Genomic DNA, 22,868 nt, shown 5'->3' with positions numbered 1-22,868 from the left:
GGTGGGTGTGGCCGGGCCCCGCCCGGCGGTGGCACCGCCGAAGTCGGGGGCCGGAAGCGCGGCGCGATCGAGCTTGCCGTTGGCGGTCACGGGAAGGACGTCGAGGGGAACGAAGGCGGCCGGGACCATGTAATCGGGCAACCGCTCGGCCACGTACTCCCGCAGCCCGGCCACGTCACCCGTACCGTCCCACACCACGTAGGCGACCAGCCGCTTGTCGCCCTCGCGGTCCTCCCGCACGACGACCGCGGCCTGGCCCACACCCCCGTGAGCCGCGAGCACCGCCTCGATCTCCCCCGGCTCCACCCGGAACCCACGGACCTTCACCTGCTCATCCACCCGGCCCGCGAAGACCAGCTCGCCCTCCGCGGTCCAGCGTGCGAGGTCACCGGTGCGGTACATCCGTGCCCCCGGCTCGGCGAAGGGCGCGGCGACGAAGCGCTCGGCCGTGAGGCCGGGGTGCCCCGTGTATCCGTGTGCGAGTCCGGCGCCGGTGAGGTACAGCTCGCCCCTCACTCCTACGGGGACGGGCTCGAGGTATTCGTCGAGGACGAACGCCTTGGTGTTGTCACGCGGCCTGCCGATCGGCAACACCACCGGAGCCTCGCTCTTGCCGGGAACGACATGAGTGGTGGCGCACAGGGTCGTCTCGGTGGGTCCGTACAGATGCCGGATCTCGATCCCGGGACACGCCGCCTTGACCCGGGCGACCGCCCCCGCGGGCACCACATCGCCGCCCGTCAGCACCTCGGCCAGACCCGACAGGCACTCCGGCGACTCCTCCGCCAGCACCCCGAACAAACCAGCCGTCACATGAACAGCCGTCACCCCATACGCCGCCACCAGACCCGCCAACGTGCCCGCGTCCAACCGGCCCGGAGGCGCCACCACCACCCGGCCACCACTGACCAACGGCACCCACACCTCCAACAGCACCGCGTCGAACGCATGCGGCGCATGCCACACCACACGACCACGCGCCGCCGCACTCCAACACCCATCCGTCACCAGCGCGGCCAGCGCACCATGGCCCACCGCCACACCCTTCGGCACACCCGTCGAACCGGACGTGAACATCACATACGCCACATCCTCCGCCGAGACCACCACATCCGGCACCACACCCCGCCCCTCACACAGCTCATCCACCGACACCGCACCCGGCACCCCCGAACCCCGATCCGCCACCACCAGCCCCACCTGCCCCAACACCAATCCGCGCCGGGCTGTCGGCCACCCCGTATCCACCGGCACGAACCCCGCACCCGCCTTCAACACCCCCAACCACACCGCCACCAACTCCACCGACCGCTCCAACACCACACCCACCCCATCCCCGCGCCCCACACCCCGCTCGGCCAACCCGGCCGCCACCCGGTCCGACCACTCCCCCAGCTCCGCAAACGACCACTCCCGACCGTCCACATCCACCACCGCCACCGCACCCGGCGACTCAGCCACCCGCACACCGAACAACTCCACCAAGGACCGGACGGGAACGGCCCGCTCGGTGGCGTTCCACTCCGCCACCACCCGCTCCCGTTCCACACCACCCAGCACATCGACCTCGCTCACCCGAACCCCCGGATCAGCCCCCACCTGCTCCAAGACCCGCACCAACCGCCCCGCCAACAACCCCACCGAACCCTCATCGAACACATCAGCCGCATACAGCAACGAGCCCACCAGTCCGGTCGGCGCCCCGTCCGCGTCACGCCGCTCGGCCACCGTCGCCGACAGATCGAACCGGGCCGCCGGTGAGGCGGCGGGCAGACCGCTCACCTCCAGCCCGGCCAGCTCCCACTGCCGACGGCTCTGCGGCAGGTTCTGCAGGGTGAGCGACACCTGGAACAACGGGTGCCGGCCCAGCGACCGGGTCGGGTTGAGGTCCTCGACCAGCCGCTCGAACGGCACGTCCTGATGCGCGTAGGCGGCCAGATCCGTCTCCCGCACCCGGGCCAGCAGCTCGCCGAACGTCGGGTCGCCGCTCAGGTCGGTGCGCAGTACGAGGGTGTTCACGAAGAAACCGGCCAGCCCGTCCAGCGCCGCGTCCCCACGGCCCGCCGTCGCCGTACCGATGGGGATATCCGTACCCGCGCCCATCCGTGCCAGCAGAACCGCCAGCGCGGCGTGCGCCACCATGAACATCGTCGCCCGGCCGCGCTGGGCGAGCTCCACCAGCCGGGCGTGCGTCTCCGCACCCACCTCGAACGGCATCTCGCCACCGATGAACGAGGACACCGCCGGTCGGGGCCGGTCGGTCGGCAGATCCAGCTCCTGCGGGGCACCGGCGAGCTTCTCCCGCCAGTAGGCCAGCTGCCCGCTGATCACACTCCCCGGATCACCGAGGTCACCGAGCACCTCACGCTGCCACAGCGCGTAGTCCCCGTACTGCACCGGCAGCGGCTCCCACCCGGGCGGCCGACCCGCGCACCGGGCCGCGTAGGCGGCGCCGATGTCGCCCGCGAGGACGCCCATCGACCAGCCGTCGGCGGCGATGTGGTGGACGGCGCCCAAGAGTACGTACTCGGCGAAACCGGTCACCAAAAGCCTTATGCGCCAGGGCAGTTCGGTGCGCACATCGAACGGATGGTTCGCGTACGCCGCGAGCTGCGCGGGCACCTCGGCGGCGGTCGTGTGCACCACCGTCAGCGCGGGCCGACCCGCCGCGCCGTGCACGACCTGCTGGCGGGGAACGCCCGCGGTCTCCGGGAAGATCGTGCGCAGGCTCTCGTGCCGGTCGGCCACGTCGCCGAGGGCGGCTTCCAGCGCGGCGACGTCGAGGGGGCCGGAGAGCCTGAGAGCCAGGGGAAGGTTGTACGCGGCACCCTCGCCGGTGTTCTCGAGCCGGTTGAGGAACCACATCCGCTGCTGCTCGTACGACAGCGGCAGCACATCCGGCCGGGGCCGCGCCGTCAGCGGCGCCCGCGTCTCGCCGCCGAGTTCGCCCACCAGCCGGGCGACGCCGGCGACGGTCGGGGCGGCGAACAGGTCTCCGATGCTGACGTCGGTGTCGAGGACGGCACGGATGCGGGCGATGAGCCGCATGGCCAGCAGGGAGTCGCCGCCGAGCTCGAAGAAGGAGGCGTCGGCGCTGACCCACTCCAGCCCGAGGACCTCGCGGTAGAGGCTGCTGAGGATCTCCTCGGTGGGGGTGGCGGGAGCACGCCCCTCCGCGACGTCGGCGAAGTCGGGGGCGGGGAGGGCGACGCGGTCCAGCTTGCCGTGCACCGTGACGGGGAGCGCGTCCAGCATCACGAACGCGGCGGGGACCATGTAGTCGGGCAGCCGCTCGGCCATGTACTCCCGCAGCCCGGCCGGGTCCACTTCCCCTTCCACAGCGACGACGTACGCCACGAGCCGTTTGTCACCAGGACGGTCCTCCCGCACCACGACGGCCACCTGACCCACACCCCCGTGCGCCGCCAGCACCGCCTCGATCTCCCCCGGCTCCACCCGAAACCCACGAACCTTCACCTGCTCATCCGCACGGCCCACGAAAACCAACTCACCGCCGGCCGTCCACCGCACGAGATCACCGGTCCGATACATCCGCCCACCCGTGAACGGACACGCCACAAAACGCTCCGCCGTCAGCCCGGGGCGGCGCAGATAGCCGCGCGCAAGCCCCGGACCCGCCACATACAACTCACCCACCACACCCACCGGCACCGGCCGCAGATGCCCATCCAGCACAAACGCCTTCGCATTACAGATCGGGCGCCCGATCACCACCGGGCAACCCACATCGAGGGGCTCACTCATCGTCGCGCAGACGGTGACCTCGGTCGGCCCGTACGCATTGATCATCCGCCGCCCGGAAGCCCAGCGCTCCACCAGCCCCTGCGGACACACCTCACCCGCCACCACCAACGTACGCAGGCTCTCCGGCAGGCCCTCCACCGTCGCCAGCACCGACGGCGGCACCGTCACATGCGTCACCCCGAACTCCGCCACCGCCTCACCCAACGCACCATTCGGCGGCAACCTGTCCCCACCCGCCATCACCACAGCAGCACCCGACAACAACGCCATACACATCTCGGAAACCGCCGCGTCGAAACTCAGCGACGCCAGCTGCAACACCCGCGCATCAGCACCCACCGCAAACCGCTCAATCTGCGCCGCCGCCAGATTCCCGAGACCACGATGCGTCACCACCACACCCTTCGGGCGCCCCGTCGAACCCGACGTATAAATCACATACGCCACATCATCAGGGCCCACCGAAACCACAGGCGCCGATTCAGCCGTCCCGGACGGATCCCACACCCAGCACTCCACCCCAGCCGGGACCAGCGCCCGCGTCTCCTCGGAGCACAGGACGAGCGCGGGCGCCGCGTCTTCGAGCATCCACCCGATCCGCTCGGCCGGATACGCCGGATCCACCGGCACGAACCCCGCCCCGGCCTTCACCACCCCCAGCCACACCGCCACCACATCCACCGACCGCTCCAACACCACCGCCACCAGATCACCGCGCCCCACACCCCGCGCGGCCAGCGCCCCCGCCACCCGATCCGACCGCTCCCGCAACTCCCCGTACGACCACACCTCACCACCGGCATCCACCACCGCCACCGCACCCGGAGTCCGAGCCGCCTGGGCGTCGAACAACTCCCCCAAGGAAGCCACCGGCACCTCGGCAGAGGTCTCGTTCCACCCCGCCACCACCCGCTCCCGCTCCGCACCACCCAGCACCTCGACCTCGCTCACCCGAGCCGCCGGATGCGAGGCGATCTGTTCCAGCACCCGCACCAGCCGCTCCGCCACGGCGCACGCCGTGGCCTCCTCGAACAAGTCCGTGGCGTACAGCAGATGGCCGTCGATCCCGGCCGGGTTGCCCTCGCCGTCCCGGTGCTCGGCCAGGGTCAGCGACATGTCGACCCGGGCCGCCGCTGCCCCCGGTGTCATCGGCCGCACCTCGACGCCCGGCAGCTCCCACCGCTGGGGCGGCATCGTCTGCACGGAGAGCATGACCTGGAACAGCGGGTGCCGGGCCAGCGAGCGCACGGGGTTGAGGTCTTCGACGAGGTGCTCGAAGGGCAGGTCCTGGTGGGCGTAGGCGGCCAGGTCGGTGTCCCGCACCCGGGCCAGCAGCTGCTCGAAGGTGGGGTCGCCGCTCAGGTCGGTGCGCAGCACGAGCGTGTTGACGAAGAAACCGGCCAGCCCGTCCAATGCCGCGTCCCCACGGCCCGCCGTCGCCGTGCCGATGGGGATGTCGGTGCCCGCGCCCAGCCGGGACAGCAGCAGCGTCAGCGCCGCGTGCACGACCATGAACATGGTGGCGTCACCGCGTCGCGCGACCTCCGCCAGCCGGGCATGGGTGGGCACGTCGATCCGCACCCCGGCCGCCCCGCCACGGTACGAGGAGATGGCGGGACGGGGCCGGTCGGCGGGCAGCGCGAGTTCCTGGGGCGCGTCGGCCAGGGTCTGCCGCCAGTAGTCCAGCTGGGCGCTGATCAGGCTGTCGGGGGCGGTCAGGTCACCGAGCAGCCGGCGCTGCCAGAGCGTGTAGTCGGCGTACTGCACCGGCAGCGGCTGCCAGCCGGGGGCGCGGCCTGCTCGCCGGGCCGCGTAGGCCAGCCGCAGGTCTTGGAGGAGCAGGTCCATCGTCCAGCCGTCGACCGCGATGTGGTGCGCCACGATCAGCAGCACGTATTCCTCGGGTCCGGTCTTCAGCAGCCGGATGCGCCACGGGAGGTCGGCGCTGAGGTCGAAGCGTTCCTCGGTCTGTGCGGCGAGCACCTGTTCGACCCGGTCGGCGGGGGTGTCGAGGACGACCAGTGGCGGGCGGCCGGCCTGGCGGTCGAGGACGTGCTGGCGCGGTACGCCGTCCGTCTCGGGGTAGCGGGTGCGCAGGCTCTCGTGCCGGTCCGCGAGGTCGCCCAGGGCGGCTTCCAGCGCGGGCACGTCGAGGTCGCCGGAGATGCGATAGCGCAGCGGGAGGTTGTACGCGGCCTCGCCGCCCTGTCCTGCCTCCTCCATCTGGTTGACGAACCACATCCGCCGCTGCCCGAACGACAGCGGTACGGCCTCCGGCCGGGGCTGCGGGGTGAGCGGCGGCCGTACGTCGCCCCCGCCGGTGAGCCGGCGGGCGACCCCGGCGACGGTGGGTTCGGCGAACAGCTGCCGGATGCTCAGCTCGGCGTCCAGGACGGCGCGGACCCGGGCGATCAGCCGCATGGCCTGGAGCGAATCACCGCCCAGCGCGAAGAACGACGCGTCGACGCCGATCCGGTCGAGGCCGAGGATCTCGGCGAACAGTCCGCACAGCGCCTCCTCGATGGGGGTCGCGGGCGCGTGCCGGCCGGTCAGGCCCGCGTAGTCGGGGGCGGGCAGGGCGTCGCGGTCGAGCTTGCCGTTCACGGTGAGGGGGAGGGTGTCGAGTGCCATCACCGCCGCGGGGACCAGGTGGTCCGGCAGTCGCTCGGCCACGTACTCCCGCAGTCCGGCCGCCGCGGCCGCCCCGGCGGACCCGACCGCCCCGGCCGCCCCGGCCGGTCCCTCGGTGTCCTCGGGGACGACGTAGGCGACGAGCCGCCGGTCCCCGGGGCGGTCCTCGCGGACCACGACGGCGGATCGGCCGACGGCCGGGTGGGTGTCCAGGACGGCCTCGATCTCGCCGGGTTCCACCCGGAAGCCACGGATCTTGATCTGGGTGTCGGCCCGGCCGACGACGACGAGCCGGCCGTCCGGGGTCCAGTAGGCCAGGTCACCGGTGCGGTACATCCGTCCGCCGGGGGTGCCGGGTTCGTCGGCGGCGGCGAACGGGCAGGCCACGAAGCGCTCGGCGGTCAGCGCCGGGCGGCCGAGGTAGCCACGGGCCAGGCCGGGGCCGGCGAGATAGAGCTCTCCGGTGACACCGGCGGGGACGGGTTGCAGGAACTCGTCCAGGACGTAGGTCTGCCCGTTCTCGAGTGGCCGGCCGATCGGCACCGGGGCATCGGCGTCGGCCGGGGTGAGCGGGTCGCTCAGGGTGACGCAGACGGTGGCCTCGGTGGGTCCGTAGGCGTTCAGCATCCGCCGGCCCGGCGCCAGCCGGGCGACCAGCGCGGGCGGGCACACCTCGCCCGCCACCGCCACGGTGGTCACGGTGGCGGGCAGTTCTTCGGCGGCGGCGAGCACGGACGGCGGCGCGGTCAGATGTGTCACACCGAACTCGGCGGCCACGGCGGCCAGCGACCCGTATGGCGGCAGCATGTCCCGGTCCGCCATGACGAGGGTGGCCCCGGCGGGCAGGGCGGTGCAGAACTCGGCGAACGCGGCGTCGAAGCTCGGCGAGGCGAACTGGAGGACACGCGCGCCAGGTGCGGATCCGAACCGGGCGATATGGCCGGCCGCCAGGCTGCCCACGCCGCCGTGGGTGACCACGACACCCTTCGGGGTGCCGGTGGAGCCGGAGGTGTAGATGACGTACGCGGGGTGGCGCAGCCGCTGCGGGCGGACGCGGTCCGCGTCGCCGGGGGCGGTGGCCGGGCGGTCCGCCAGTGCGGCGGCCACCTCCGGTGCGTCGAGGACCAGCCGGGGCAGCGGGTCGGCGCCCCGCACGGCCTCGGTGGCGCCCAGCACGGCCTCGGCAGCGCCCAACGTGGCCTCGGCACCCAACGCGGCCTCGGCGGCGACCAGCGCGGACTCGGTCCGGCCGGTGCACAGCATCAGCTGGGGCCGGGCGTCGGCCAGCATGAACGCGATCCGGGGCGCCGGGTAGCGGGGGTCGACGGGCAGATAGCCCGCACCTGCCTTGACCACGGCCAGCAGCACGGCCATCAGCTCGACGGACCGCTCCATGGCCACGCCGACCAGGTCCTCCGGACCGATGCCACGGGCGATCAGCTCATGCGCCAGCCGGTTGCTCTCCGCCTCCAGCTGTGCGTAGGTCAGGCCGCGCCCGGCCCCGACGACGGCCACCGCGTCGGGGGTCCGGCGCACCTGTGCCTCGAACAGCTCGGCCAGCGTGCCCTCCGGCACCTCCCGGGCCGTGCGGTTCCAGTCCTGGACGACGGTGCGCCGCTCGGCCGGGTCCAGGACGCGCAGCCGGCTGAGGGGCACGGCGGGGTCGGCGGCGATGTGTTCCAGCACCCGCGCCAGCCGCCGGGCCAGGTCCTGGACGGTGTCCTCGTCGAACAGTTCGGTGGCGTAGAGGATGTCGCCGCCGATACCGGCCGGGCTGCCGTCGTCGTCACGGTGTTCGGACAGGTCGAACGACAGGTCGAAGCGGGCGGCGAGAGAGCCGGGCGGGGTCAGCCGGACCTGGAGGCCGGGCAGGTCCCACCGCGCGGGCGGGACGTTCCGCAGCGACAGCATGACCTGGAACAGCGGGTTGCGGGACAGCGAGCGCGACGGTGCGAGGTCCTCGACGAGGTGCTCGAAGGGCACGTCCTGGTGGGCGTACGCGGCCAGGTCGGTCCCGCGTACCCGGGCCAGGAGTTCTGTGAAGGCGGGGTCACCGCTCAGGTCGGTGCGCAGTACGAGCGTGTTGACGAAGAAGCCGGTCAGCCCGTCCAGCGCCGCGTCGCCACGGCCGGCGGTGGCCGTGCCGATGGGGATGTCGGTGCCGGCGCCCATGCGGGCGAGGAGCGCCGCCAGCGCGGCGTGCACGACCATGAAGACCGTGGCCCCGTGGCGCTCGGCGACCTCGGCGAGGCGAGCGTGGGTACGGGCGTCGATCCGGACGGGGACCAGGCCGCCCGCGTACGACGACACCGCCGGGCGCGGCCGGTCCGTCGGCAGCGCCAGCTCCTGCGGCGCACCGGCCAGGGCGTCGTGCCAGTAGGCGAGCTGGTCGCTCAGCAGGCTGTCCGCGTCGCCCCGCTCGCCCAGCAGCTGCCGCTGCCAGAGGGCGAAGTCGGCGTACTGCACGGGCAGCGGGTCCCACGCCGGCGCCCGGCCCTGCCGCCGGGCCGCGTAGGCCGTGCTCAGGTCCCGTGCGAGGACACCCATCGACCAGCCGTCGACCGCGATGTGGTGTGCCACGATCAGCAGCACGTACTCCGTGGGTCCGGTGACCAATAGCCTTACTCGCCAAGGGAGTTGGGCGCCCAGATCGAAGCCGCGCCCGGCGTGCTCGCTCAGCTCCGCGTCGACCCGGTCGGCGGGGATCTCCACCACGACCAGCGGCGGATGCGCCTCGGGGCCGTCCAGCACCCGCTGCCGCGGTACGCCGTCGGTCTCGGGGAAGACCGTGCGCAGGCTCTCGTGGCGGTCGGCCACGTCGGCGAGGGCGGCTTCCAGCGCGCCGGTGTCGAGACCGCCGGAGAGCCGCAGCGCGAGCGGCATGTTGTAGACACCCTCGGCGCGCTCCATGCCCCGAGTGCCCTCGGTGGCCCCGGTGGCCTTGGTGTCCTCGGCGTCCCCGGTATCCTCGACGGTCGTTGCCAGTCGGTTGAGGAACCACATCCGCTGCTGGCCGTACGACAGCGGCGGCAGCTCGGGGCGCGGCTGCGGCTTCAGCGCCGGCCGCGCGTCGCCGTGCTCGGTGTCGATCCGACGGGCGGTGTCGGCGACGGTCGGGGTGGCGAACAGGTCGGCGATGCGCAGTTCGGTGTCGAGGACGCGGCGGATACGGGCGATGAGCCGCATGGCCAGCAGGGAGTCGCCGCCGAGCTCGAAGAAGGAGGCGTCGGCCCCGACCTGGTTCAGGCCCAGGACTTCGGCGAAGAGCCCGCAGAGGATCTCCTCGGTGGGCGTGGCGGGGGCGCGGCCGTCGGCCGTTCCGGTGGTATCGGGGGCGGGGAGTGCGGAACGGTCCAGCTTGCCGTTGACAGTGAGTGGCAGGGCGTCGAGGGGCACGATCGCCGGGACCATGTACTCCGGCAGCCGGTCGGCGGCCAGACCACGCAGAGCCGCCACGTCAAGCTCACCACTGGGGACCACATAGGCGACGAGACGACGCTCCCCCGGACGGTCCTCACGGACGACCACGGCAGCCTGGGCCACGGCCGGGTGACCACTGAGAACGGCCTCGATCTCACCGGGCTCGACGCGGAAACCACGGATCTTCACCTGCTCATCAGCCCGCCCCGCGAAGACCAGCTCACCATCAGCCGTCCACTTCGCCAGGTCACCACTGCGATACATCCGCCCACCCGGAACCGCGAACGGACACGCCACAAACCGCTCCGCCGACAACCCCGCACGACCGATATACCCCCGCGCCAGACCGGCACCGGCGATATAGACCTCGCCTACGACACCCACCGGCACCGGATTGAGGAACGCGTCCAGCACATAGACACGCACGTTGGGAAGCGGGCGGCCGATCGGCGGAGCATCCTCCAACGCCGGGTCCAGCGGGCCGGCGGTAGCGGTCGTGATGACAGTGGCCTCGGTCGGACCGTAGGTGTTCCACACCCGCGCACCCACCGACCACCGCCCCGCCAGCTCCGCACTCAACCGCTCCGCACCCAACACCCAATTCCCCACCCCGGACACAGCAGCCGGGTCCAACACCCCCAGCAGCGACGGCACCACACTCGCCACCCGCACCCCACACCGACCCACCATCTCCGCCAACGCCTCCAGATCACCACGCTCCGTGGACGTGGCAACGGCCAAAGTGCCACCGGCAGCGAGGGTGACCGCAACGTCCAGGACAGCGGCGTCGAAACTGAACGAGGCGAACTGCAACGCCACCACACCCGCGTCCATCCCCAACACCGGACGCATCACCTCAGCCAGATTCGCCACCCCACCATGCGCAACCGCCACACCCTTCGGCCGCCCCGTCGAACCCGACGTATAGATCACATACGCCAACTGCTCCGGAACGATCACCGTCCCCAACGGCTCATCCGAAACCCCGCCAACATCCTCAAGAAGAACAGCACGAGCGTCGCCAAGCGGGACATCGGCGAGGCTCTCGGCCGTACCCAACACCACCTGCGCGCCACTGTCCGCGATCACGAACCCCAGCCGGTCCACCGGATACTCCGGATCCAACGGCACAAACGCACCACCGGCCTTCCACACCGCCAACTCCGCCACCACCACACCCACCGACCGCGGCAAACACAACGCAACCCGCGACTCCCGACCCACACCAACCCCGCTCAGGAAACGAGCCAACCGATTCGCCCGCCGATCCAACTCCCCATACGACAACACCTCCTCACCACACCGCACCGCCACCACATCCGCCGCCACCCTGGCCCACCCCTCGAACCGCTCCACCACCGAGCCGTCCGGCACCACGGTCGCGGTGGCATTCCACTCCTCCACCACCCGCACCCGCTCACCCACACCCAACACATCCAGCCGACCGACCAGCGCTTCCGGATCTGCCGCCATCTGCTCCAGGACCCGCACCACGCGATCGAGGAGCGCCTGGGCCGCTTCGGTGTCGAACAGGTCCGGCCGGTAGTCCAGCCGCAGCCGCAGCTCCTCCGTCGGGTGTACGCCGAGCGACAGCGGGAAGTTGGTGGACTCGCGCATCGCGGTGCCGGTGATCCGCACTCCGGTGGCCGCGGTGGACTCCTGCGCCCCGATGGGGTGGTTCTCGAACGCCATGATGGTGTCGAACGTGGCGCCGGGTCCGGCCAGCCGCTGGATCTCGGTCAGGCTCAGGTGCTGGTGGTCCAGCAGTGCCGACTGCCGGTCCTGTAGCTCCGTCAGCGTCTCGGCGACCGACCGTGCCGGGTCCAGGCGCACGCGTACGGGCACCGTGTTGATGAACAGCCCCAGCATGCTCTCCATACCGGGCAGATCCGCGGGCCGTCCCGCCACCGTCGCGCCGAACACCACGTCGCGGCGGCCGGTCAGGCGGCCGAGTACGACGGCCCAGGCGGCCTGGATCACGGTGTTCAGAGTCAGGCCGCTGCGGCGGGCGAGGTCCCGCAGCCGGGTGGCGAGCGCGGCGCCGGCGTCGGTGGCCGCCTTGCCAGAGGCGACAGGGGCGGCGGACCGCTCACCCGGGGCCACCAGTGTCGGCTCATCGGCACCCGCCAGCTCCTGCCGCCAGGCGTCACGTGCGGCTTCGTTGTCCTGGCGGGCGAGCCAGGCGAGGTAGTCGCGGTACGGGGTGACGGGTGGCAGGCCACGGGCGCTGCCACCGGCCTCGTAACACGTCCACAGCTCCCGCATCAGCACCGGCAACGACCAGCCGTCCAGCAGGATGTGGTGCAACGTGACCATCATCCGGTACCGCTCCGACCCGACCTTCACCAGCAACACCTTCAGCAGCGGCGGCACCGCCAGATCGAAACGCCGCTCCCGCTCCTCGACCCCCAGCCGCTCCGACTCCGCCCAGGCCACCTCCGCGTCCAGCCCGGACAGATCCTCCTCCCGCCACGGCAGGGCCACGCCCCGGGCGATGACCTGCACCGGCTGTGCCATCCCGGCCAGCTGCCGGAAACCGGCGCGCAGACTGTCGTGCCGGTCGAGCAGCGCCTGCCAGGAGGTCCGCATCGTGGCGGGGGCGACGTTTCCGGCCAGGTCCAGCACCAGTTGCTCGACGTAGACATCGGTGCCCCGCTCGTCGTACACCGCGTGGAACAGCAGGCCCTCCTGCAACGGCGACAGCGGCCAGACGTCCTGGACGCGCATCTGAGTCATCGTGCTCCCCCCTTGTCCGCGAGTTCCGCTTCGAGCGCGTCGATCTGGTTCTGGTCGAGCGTGATGAGTGAGAAGTCCGACGGCGTGTGGCCACCGCCGGAGCCGGTGGTGTGAGTGGCGAGGCCGGTGAGCATCGCCAGCCAGCCGTCGGCGAGTTGCCGCATGTCCTCGGTGTGCTGGAGGTCTCGGGGCCAGGCGAGCGTGAGCGTGAGCAGCGGGCCGTCCGGCAGGTCGCGGACCAGACCGACGGCCTCCAGGGCGTGGGCCGACGGGACCTCGTCGCCCGCTCCGCCGCCGAGACCGCCTTCCGGGGCGGCGGACCAGGCCGCCGTCCGATCCGGTGTCCCGTCGGCGAAGCGGCCCAGGTAGTTGAAGCCGATCTGGGCCGTCGGCAGCGCGGCGAGCGTGGGTGCGGTCTCGGGATTGAGATACCGGAGCAGACCGTGGCCGAGGCCGTCACCCGGGACCGCACGGAGCTGTTCCTTGATCCGCTTGACGACCCGTCCCGCCACCGGCCCGCCGCCGCGCAGCCCGGCGAAGTCCAGCGTCTCGGGGTCGATCCGCACCGGGTGGCTGCTGGTGAACCAGCCCACCGTACGGACCAGATCGAGACCGCCGGCCGTCCGGCCGTGGCCTTCCACATCCACCAGAACCCCGCCCTCCGTGTCCTGCCCGCGATGCCGCCGCCACTCCGCGACCGCGGAGGCCAGGGCGGTGAGCAGCACATCGTCGATCCCGGCGTGGAAGGCGGCCGGGACCGCCGTCAGCAAGGTGCCGGTGAGCTCCGCGGAGGCCGTCACGGAAACCCGCCGCAACGTGGCGCCCACATCGCGAGCCGGGTCCAGGGACCGGCCGCCGAGCGGTGCCTCCGCGCCACGCAGCAGTCGGGTCCAGGCGGGGAGTTCGGCGAGCCTCGGGCGGCTGGTGGCTTCGGTCTTCAGGGCACGGGCCCAGTGCCGGAAGGAGGTGGGCACCGGCTCCAGCACCACCTCGCGGCCCGCGACCAGGTCTGCGTATGCCTGTGCGAGGTCCGGGACGAGGATGCGGAGGGAGAGCGTGTCCACCGCCAGGTGATGGACGGTGAGCAGGAGCCGTCCGGGGGTGTCCGGTCCCGTGTCGAACCAGACCACCTGCACCATCACCCCCGCCAGCGGGTCCAGCCGGTCCGCGGCGGCCCGCGACTCCTCGGCGATGAGACGGTCAAGGTCACCTCCGGCCCCGGCCCCGGCCGCGTCGACCCGATGCACCCAAGAGGCCACGGACACGCTCGGGGCAACGACGAGACGAGGCCCGGACTCGACGTCCAGCCGCGCCCGCAGCATGTCATGGTGATCGACCACCGCCTGAACGGCCTCGGCCAACGTCTCCAGCCGCATCCCCGCCGGCGCCACCACCACCGTCGACTGATACACCCCACCCACACGCTCCGCCCCGGCCCGCCCCAACAACTCCAGCATCACCGGCGTCAACGGCACCTCACCCGAACCCGGATCACCGCCCCCCACCACGGCGCCGGCAACCGCCACATCACCCGCCACCACAGCCAGCTCCGCCGGACTCCGACGCTCGAACACCTGCCGCGCCGACACCACCAGACCCGCCTTACGCGCCCTCGACACCAGCAGCATCGACATGATCGAGTCACCACCCAACTCGAAGAACGACGCATCCGCACTCACCTCATCCAGCCCCAGCACCTCCGCGAACAACCCGCAGAGAATCTCCTCGGTGCGGGTGGCGGGCGCGCGGCCCCCGGTCGTTCCGGCCGTGTCGGGGGCGGGGAGCGCGGAACGGTCCAGCTTGCCGTTGACCGTCAGCGGCAACGCCTCCAGCACGACAACCGACGGGACCATGTACTCCGGCAACCGGGCGGCGGCGAACTCCCGCACCACCGCCACGTCAAGCTCACCACTGGGGACCACATAGGCAACCAGCCGCTTGTCCCCCGGACCGTCCTCACGGACCACCACCGCGACCTGCCCCACACCCTCACAGGCCGCCACCACAGCCTCGATCTCACCGGGCTCGACACGGAAACCACGCACCTTGACCTGCTCATCAGCCCGCCCCGCGAAGACCAGCTCACCATCAGCTGTCCACTTCGCCAGGTCACCACTGCGATACATCCGCCCACCCGGAACCGCGAACGGACACGCCACAAACCGCTCCGCCGACAACCCCGCACGACCGATATACCCCCGCGCCAGACCGGCACCGGCGATATAGACCTCGCCCACGACACCCACCGGCACCGGATTGAGGAACGCGTCCAGCACATAGACACGCACGTTGGGCAGGGGACGGCCGATCGGCGGAGCATCCTCCAACGCCGGGTTTAGCGGGGCGGGTGTGGCGGTGGTGATGACGGTGGCCTCGGTCGGGCCGTAGGTGTTCCACACCCGCGCACCCACCGACCACCGCCCCGCCAGCTCCGCACTCAACCGCTCCGCACCCAACACCCAATTCCCCACCCCGGACACAGCAGCCGGATCCAGCACCCCCAACAACGACGGCACCACACTCGCCACCCGCACCCCACACCGACCCACCATCCCCGCCAACGCCTCCAGATCACCACGCTCCGTGGACGTGGCAACGGCCAAAGTGCCACCGGCAGCGAGGGTGACCGCAACGTCCAGGACAGCGGCGTCAAAACTGAACGAGGCGAACTGCAACGCCACCACACCCGCGTCCATCCCCAACACCGGACGCATCACCTCAGCCAGATTCGCCACCCCACCATGCGCAACCGCCACACCCTTCGGCCGCCCCGTCGAACCCGACGTATAGATCACATACGCCAACTGCTCCGGAACGATCACCGTCCCCAACGGCTCATCCGAAACCCCGCCAACATCCTCAAGAAGAACAGCACGAGCGTCGCCAAGCGGGACATCGGCGAGGCTCTCGGCCGTGCCCAACACCACCTGCGCGCCACTGTCCGCGATCACGAACCCCAGCCGGTCCACCGGATACTCCGGATCCAACGGCACAAACGCACCACCGGCCTTCCACACCGCCAACTCCGCCACCACCACACCCACCGACCGCGGCAAACACAACGCAACCCGCGACTCCCGACCCACACCCACACTCTTCAGAAAACGCGCCAACCGATTCGCCCGCCGATCCAACTCCCCATACGACAACACCTCCTCACCACACCGCACCGCCACCACATCCGCCGCCACCGAGGCCCACCCCTCAAACCGCTCCACCACCGACCCACCCGCCACCACAACACCCGTCGCATTCCACTCCTCCACCACCCGCACCCGCTCACCCACACCCAACACATCGACCTCACTCACCCGCACCCCCGGATCAGCCCCCACCTGCTCCAACACCCGCACCAACCGCTCCACCAACCCCCGCGCCGTACCCTCATCGAACAAATCCACCGCATACAACAACGCCCCACCCAACCCCGCCGGCGCACCCGCCCCATCGCGATGCTCGGCCAGGTCGACGGACAGATCGAAGCGCGCCGGGACCTGGCCGGCCGCCGGTATCCGCCGGACCCGCAGTCCCGGCAGGCCCCATTGCGCCGCCGGTACGCTCTGCATCGCCAGCAGGACCTGGAACAGCGGGTTGTGGGAGAGCGAGCGGGACGGGTTGAGATCCTCGACGAGCCGCTCGAACGGCACGTCCTGATGGGCGTACGCGGCCAGGTCCGACGTCCGTACCTGCTCCAGCAGCTCGGTGAAGGACGGGTTCGCGCTCAGATCGGCGCGGACGACCAGGGTGTTGACGAAGAACCCGGCCAGGTCGTCCAGCGCCGGGTCACCGCGGCCGGCGATCGGCACACCCATGGGGATGTCGGTGCCCGCACCCACTCGGCTGAGCAGCACGGAGAGGGCGGCGTGCACGACCATGAACATGGTCGCGCGACCGCGACGGGCGACCTCGAGCAGCCGGGCGTGGGTCTCCGCGCTGATCCGGATCGGCACTTCGCCACCCCGGAAGGAGGACACCGCCGGCCGGGGCCGGTCAGTCGGCAGCGCCAGCTCCTGGGGCACCCCTGCCAGCGCCTGCCGCCAGTAGTCCAGCTGGCCGCTGATCACGCTGTCCGGGTCCTCCGGATCGCCCAGCACCTCGCGCTGCCAGAGCGCGTAGTCCGCGTACTGCACCGGCAACGGCTGCCACCCCGGCGCGCCACCCGCCCGCCGGGCGGCGTACGCCACACCGATGTCCCGCGCGAGCACACCCATCGACCAGCCGTCAACGGCGATGTGATGCGCCACGATCAGCAGCACATACTCCGCCGGGCCCGTCTTCAGCAGCCGGATCCGCCAGGGCAGATCGACGGTCATATCGAAGCCGCGGTCCGCGTGCACCCCGAGCTCCGCCGCGAGGAGTTCCTCGCTGATCTCCATGACCACCAGCCGGGGACGACCCGCCTCGCCCACCAGCACCCGCTGGCGCGGTTCGCCATCCGTCTCGGGGAAGACCGTGCGCAGGCTCTCGTGCCGGTCGGCGACGTCGCCGAGGGCGGCTTCCAGCGCGGCGACGTCCAGGTCTCCCGATATGCGCAGCGCCAGCGGCAGGTTGTAGACCGCGCCGGCACCCGGGTTGGTCTCTTCGAGCTGGTTGAGGAACCACATGCGCCGCTGGGCGTACGAGAGCGGCAGCATCTGCGGCCGTGGCCGTGGCGTCAGCACGGGCCGGGCGTCCGTACCGCCCGCCGCCGCGACGAGGCGGGCGACCCCCGCCACCGTCGGGGCGGCGAACAGCTCACCGATGTTCAGCTCGGTGTCGAGGACGGCGCCGATCCGGGCGATGAGCTTCATGGCGAGGATCGAGTCGCCGCCGATGTCGAAGAACGACACCTCGGCACCGACACGTTCGAGCCCGAGGACCTCGCAGTACAGGCCGCAGAGGATCTCCTCGGCCGGTGTGGCGGGGCCGCGGCCGGTGGCGTCGGTGAAGTCGGGGGCGGGGAGGGCGACGCGGTCCAGCTTGCCGTGCACCGTGACGGGGAGCGCGTCCAGCATCACGAACGCGGCGGGGACCATGTAGTCGGGCAGCCGCTCGGCCACGTACTCCCGCAGCCCGGCCGGGTCCACTTCCCCTTCCACAGCGACGACGTACGCCACGAGCCGTTTGTCACCAGGACGGTCCTCCCGCACCACAACGGCCACCTGACCCACACCCCCGTGCGCCGCCAGCACCGCCTCGATCTCCCCCAGCTCCACCCGAAACCCACGAACCTTCACCTGCTCATCCGCACGGCCCACGAAAACCAACTCGCCCTCGGCCGTCCACCGCACGAGATCACCGGTCCGATACATCCGCCCACCCGTGAACGGACACGCCACAAAACGCTCCGCCGTCAACCCCGGACGACGTAAGTAACCGCGCGCAAGCCCCGGACCCGCCACATACAACTCACCCACCACACCCACCGGCACCGGCCGCAGATACACATCCAGCACAAACGCCTTCGCATTACAGATCGGACGCCCGATCACCACCGGACCACCCACATCGAGGGGCCCACTCATCGTCGCGCACACGGTGACCTCGGTCGGCCCGTACGCATTGATCATCCGCCGCCCGGAAGCCCAGCGCTCCACCAGCCCCTGCGAACACACCTCCCCCGCCACCACCAACGTACGCAGGCTCTCCGGCAACTCCTCCACCGTCGCCAGCACCGACGGCGGCACCGTCACATGCGTCACCCCGAACTCCGCCACCGCCTCACCCAACGCACCATTCGGCGGCAACCTGTCCCCACCCGCCATCACCACAGCAGCACCCGACAACAACGCCATACACATCTCGGAAACCGCCGCATCGAAACTCAGCGACGCCAGCTGCAACACCCGCGCATCAGCACCCACCGCAAACCGCTCAATCTGCGCCGCAGCCAAATTCCCGAGACCACGATGCGTCACCACCACACCCTTCGGACGCCCCGTCGAACCCGACGTATAAATCACATACGCCACATCATCAGCACCCACCGAAACCACCGGCGCCGACTCAACGGTCCCGGACGGATCCCACATCCAGCACTCCACCCCAGCCGGAACCACCCCCCGCGTCTCCTCGGAGCACAGGACGAGCGCGGGCGCCGCGTCTTCGAGCATCCACCCGATCCGCTCGGCCGGATACGCCGGATCCACCGGCACGAACCCCGCCCCCGCCTTCACCACCCCCAGCCACACCGCCACCACATCCACCGACCGCTCCAACACCACCGCCACCAGATCACCGCGCCCCACACCCCGCGCGGCCAGCACCCCCGCCACCCGATCCGACCGCTCCCGCAACTCCCCGTACGACCACACCTCACCACCCGCACCCACCACCGCCACCGCACCCGGAGTCCGAGCCGCCTGGGCGTCGAACAACTCCCCCAACGCACCCACCGGCACCACACCACCCGTGGCGTTCCACCCCACCACCACCCGCTCCCGCTCCGCACCACCCAGCACATCGATCTCACTCACCCGCCGTGCCGGGTCGGCCGCCATCTGTTCCAGCACCCGCACCAGCCGCCGTACCACGCCCTGGGCCGCGTTCTCGTCGAACGCGTCCGGGCGGTAGTCCAGCCAGAACTTCAGCTCATCCGCCGGATCCACTCCCAGCGTCAGCGGGAAGGTGGTGGCCATCCGGGTCGTGCCGGCGGTCAGCCGCAGGGGGGCGGGCGGTCCGGTCTCGCCCGCGTGGAAGTTCTCGAAGGCCATCAGGGTGTCGAAGGTGGCGCCCGGACCGGCCAGGCGCTGGATCTCCTTGAGGCCGAGGTGCTGGTGGCCGAGCAGTGCGGACTGCTGGGCCTGTACCACGGTGAGCAGGTCGGCGATCGTGTCGGCCGGGTGCAGCCGGACCCGTACCGGGATGGTGTTGATGAACAGTCCCAGCATGTCCGCCATCCCCGCGAGTTCCGGCGGGCGGCCCGCCACGGCGGCGCCGAAGACCACGTCGCGCCGGCCGGTGAGCGCGCCGACGACCTGGGCCCAGGCCACCTGGAGCACGGTGTTCAGCGTGACGCCGTGGCCACGGGCGAGCTCACGCAGCGCGCCGGGGAGTTGGCCGTCGGTCTCGGCCAGGGCCTTGCGGGTGAGGACCGGCTCGGCGTTCGGGTCGAGTGCGGCAACCGTCGTCGGCTCGGTGACGCCGTCGAGCGCCCGCCGCCAGGCGGTGCGCGCCGCCTGGCGGTCCTGGCGGCGGAGCCAGGCCAGGTAGTCCCCGTAGGGGGTGGTCGGCGCGAGGTCGCGGGCGTCGCCGCCCGCCGCGTAGACGGCCCACAGCTCGCGGATGAGGATGCGCAGCGACCAGCCGTCGAGCACGATGTGGTGCAGGGTGACGACCATGCGGTGGCGGTCGGGGCCCGTCTTGACCAGCAGGATGCGTGCCAGCGGCGGGGTCGCGAGGTCGAAGCGGCGGGCCCGTTCCGCGCTCTCCAGCCGGTCGGCCCGGTCCCGCGCGTCCTGGAGGGTGAGGTGTGAGAGGTCCACCTCGCGCCAGACCAAGTCGACCTGGCGGGCGATCACCTGGACGGGCTCGTCCACGCCGACCGGTCGGCGGAAGCCGGTGCGCAGGCTGCCGTGCCGTTCGACGAGCGCTTGCCAGGTGGCGCGCAACGCCCTGACGTCCAGCGGCCCTTCGAGTTCCAGGACCTTCTGTTCCACGTAGATGTCCCGCTCCCGCTCGTCGAACATCGCGTGGAAGAGCAGGCCCTCCTGGAGCGGTGACAGGGGCAGTACGTCGACCAGGCCACCGGGCACCTCGGCTTCGAGCTCCTCGATCTGGGCCTGGTCGAGCGTCGTCAGCGGGAAGTCGGACGGGGTGTGGCCACCGCCGGTGTGGGCGGCGAGGCCGGTCAGCATCGCCGCCCAGCCGTCGAGCAGGCGCCGGGCGGCAGGTGCGTCGAGGAGGGGCTCCGGCCAGGCCAGGCTGAGGACGAGTTCGGCTCCCTCGACCCGGGCCGAGGCTTCGAGCGGGTGGACGGGCGCCCGGTCGCCGACGACGGGACCGAGGCCGGAACCGTCACCGGGGCCGGTGAAGCCGAGCTGCGGGGCGGGCAGGGCGGCGAGGGTGGCGGCGGTGTCGGGGTTGAGATGGCGCAGCAGGACGTAGCCCAGTCCGTCGCCGGGGACGGCCCGCAGCTGTTCCTTGATCCGTTTCACGGCCCGGCCCGCGGTGGGGCCGCCGGCGCGGATCGCCGCGAGGTCGAGGGTCCCGGTGTCGAGCCGGACGGGGTGGCGGTGGGCGAAGGAGCCCACGGTTCGGGAGAGATCGGCGCCGCCCGCCAGGGCGCCATGCCCGTGGTCCGGCGCCGCCACGTCCACGAGGAAGCCGCCGGTCCGGTCCTGGCCGTCGCGCCAGGCGGCGAGGGCCGCGGTCAGGCCGGTCAGCAGGACGGTGTCGGCATCGGTGTGGAACGCCGCCGGGAGGCCGGTCAGAGTGGCCGCCGTGGTGCGGGCCGGGATGCGTACGGAGGCGTGCCGCACCGGAGCGTCCGCGTCGCGGGCCGGGTCGGCGGGGCGGGTGGTGAGCAACGGGTCACCGGGGGCGAGCAGTTCGGTCCACGCGGGCAGCTCCGCACGCCGCTCCGCGCTGCGCGCCTGCGCGGCCAGGGACCTCGCGGGGTCCTCGCGCAGCGGTTCGGCGATCCGGGCGAGACGGGCCGGCGTCGAGAGTTCGAACACCTGGTACGGGGCGATCACCAGCCCGGCGCGCCGGGCGACCGACACCAGCAGCATCGTCAGGATGGAGTCGCCGCCGAGCTCGTAGAAGGACGCCTCCGCGCTGACCCGCTCCAGGCCGAGGACCTCGCAGTAGAGGCGGCAGAGGATCTCCTCGGCGGGCGTCCGCGGACCACGGCCCTCCGCCGCCTCGGTGTGATCGGGGGCGGGGAGGGCGGCACGGTCGAGCTTGCCGTTCACCGTGACCGGGAGCGCATCCAGCAGGACGACCGCGCTGGGCACCATGTAGTCCGGCAGGTGGGCCGCGACATGGTCGCGCAGCTCGGCGGCGCCGGCCGCGCCGTCGAGGACGACGTAGGCGACGAGCCGCTTGTCTCCGGGGCGGTCCTCGCGGGCCGTCACCGCCGCCTGGCGGACGCTCGCGTGGCGGGTGAGGACGGTCTCGATCTCGCCGGGTTCGACACGGAAACCGCGTACCTTGATCTGCTCGTCGGCTCGGCCGCGGAAGACCAGCTCGCCGTCGGCCGTCCAGGTGGCGAGGTCGCCGGTGCGGTACATCCGTCCCCCCGTGAACGGACACGCCACGAAACGCTCCGCCGTCAGCCCGGGGCGGCGCAGGTAGCCGCGTGCGAGCCCCGGGCCCGCGACGTACAGCTCGCCCGGCACGCCCTCGGGGACCGGCCGCAGGTGCTCATCCAGCACGAACACCCGTGTGCCGGTGATCGGACGGCCGATCGGCACCGGCCCGGACGCCTTCAAGGGCTCACTCATCGTCGCGCAGACGGTGACCTCGGTCGGCCCGTACGCGTTGATCATCCGCCGCCCGGAAGCCCAGCGCTCCACCAGCCCCTGCGAACACACCTCACCCGCCACCACCAACGTACGCAGGCTCTCCGGCAGGCCCTCCACCGTCGCCAGCACCGACGGCGGCACCGTCACATGCGTCACCCCGAACTCCGCCACCGCCTCACCCAACGCACCATTCGGCGGCAACCTGTCCCCACCCGCCATCACCACAGCAGCACCCGACAACAACGCCATACACATCTCGGAAACCGCCGCATCGAAACTCAACGACGCCAGCTGCAACACCCGCGCATCAGCACCCACCGCAAACCGCTCAATCTGCGCCGCCGCCAAATTCCCGAGACCACGATGCGTCACCACCACACCCTTGGGACGCCCCGTCGAACCCGACGTATAAATCACATACGCCACATCATCAGCACCCACCGAAACCACAGGCGCCGATTCAGCCGTCCCGGACGGATCCCACACCCAGCACTCCACCCCAGCCGGCACCACCCCCCGCGTCCCCTCAGCACACACCACCAGCACCGGCCCCGCGTCCTCGACCATCCACCCGATCCGCTCGGCCGGATACGCCGGATCCACCGGCACGAACCCCGCCCCCGCCTTCACCACCCCCAACCACACCGCCACCACATCCACCGACCGCTCCAACACCACCGCCACCAGATCACCGCGCCCCACACCCCGCGCGGCCAGCACCCCCGCCACCCGATCCGACCGCTCCCGCAACTCCCCGTACGACCACACCTCACCACCCGCACCCACCACCGCCACCGCATCCGGAGAGACAGCCGCCTGGGCGTCGAACAACTCGCCCAGCGAGCGCCAGGATTCGGTCGTGCCATGCAT

1 protein-coding gene and 1 pseudogene (1 of these 2 cut by a window edge) are annotated in these 22,868 nt (G+C 71.7%); both read right to left on the bottom strand.

The window, feature by feature from the left end:
* Positions 1 to 12,552, bottom strand: the 5' portion of a protein-coding gene (locus N6H00_RS34045; RefSeq protein ID WP_268975677.1) for a non-ribosomal peptide synthase/polyketide synthase. Its footprint begins 8,079 nt before the window's first position; the window shows 12,552 of its 20,631 coding nt (coding positions 1-12,552); it begins with the start codon at positions 12,550 to 12,552; its stop codon lies beyond the left edge, outside the window.
* Positions 12,549 to 22,868 (bottom strand): annotated as a pseudogene (locus N6H00_RS34040) (non-ribosomal peptide synthetase); the annotation flags it as partial. The pseudogene N6H00_RS34040 and the gene N6H00_RS34045, both read right to left, overlap by 4 nt.

Source organism: Streptomyces sp. S465 (genome assembly GCF_026898115.1).
Lineage (GTDB): Bacteria > Actinomycetota > Actinomycetes > Streptomycetales > Streptomycetaceae > Streptomyces > Streptomyces luomodiensis.
The sequence above is the reverse complement of the archived record's forward strand: the minus strand, read 5'-3'. Positions and strand labels throughout refer to the sequence as shown.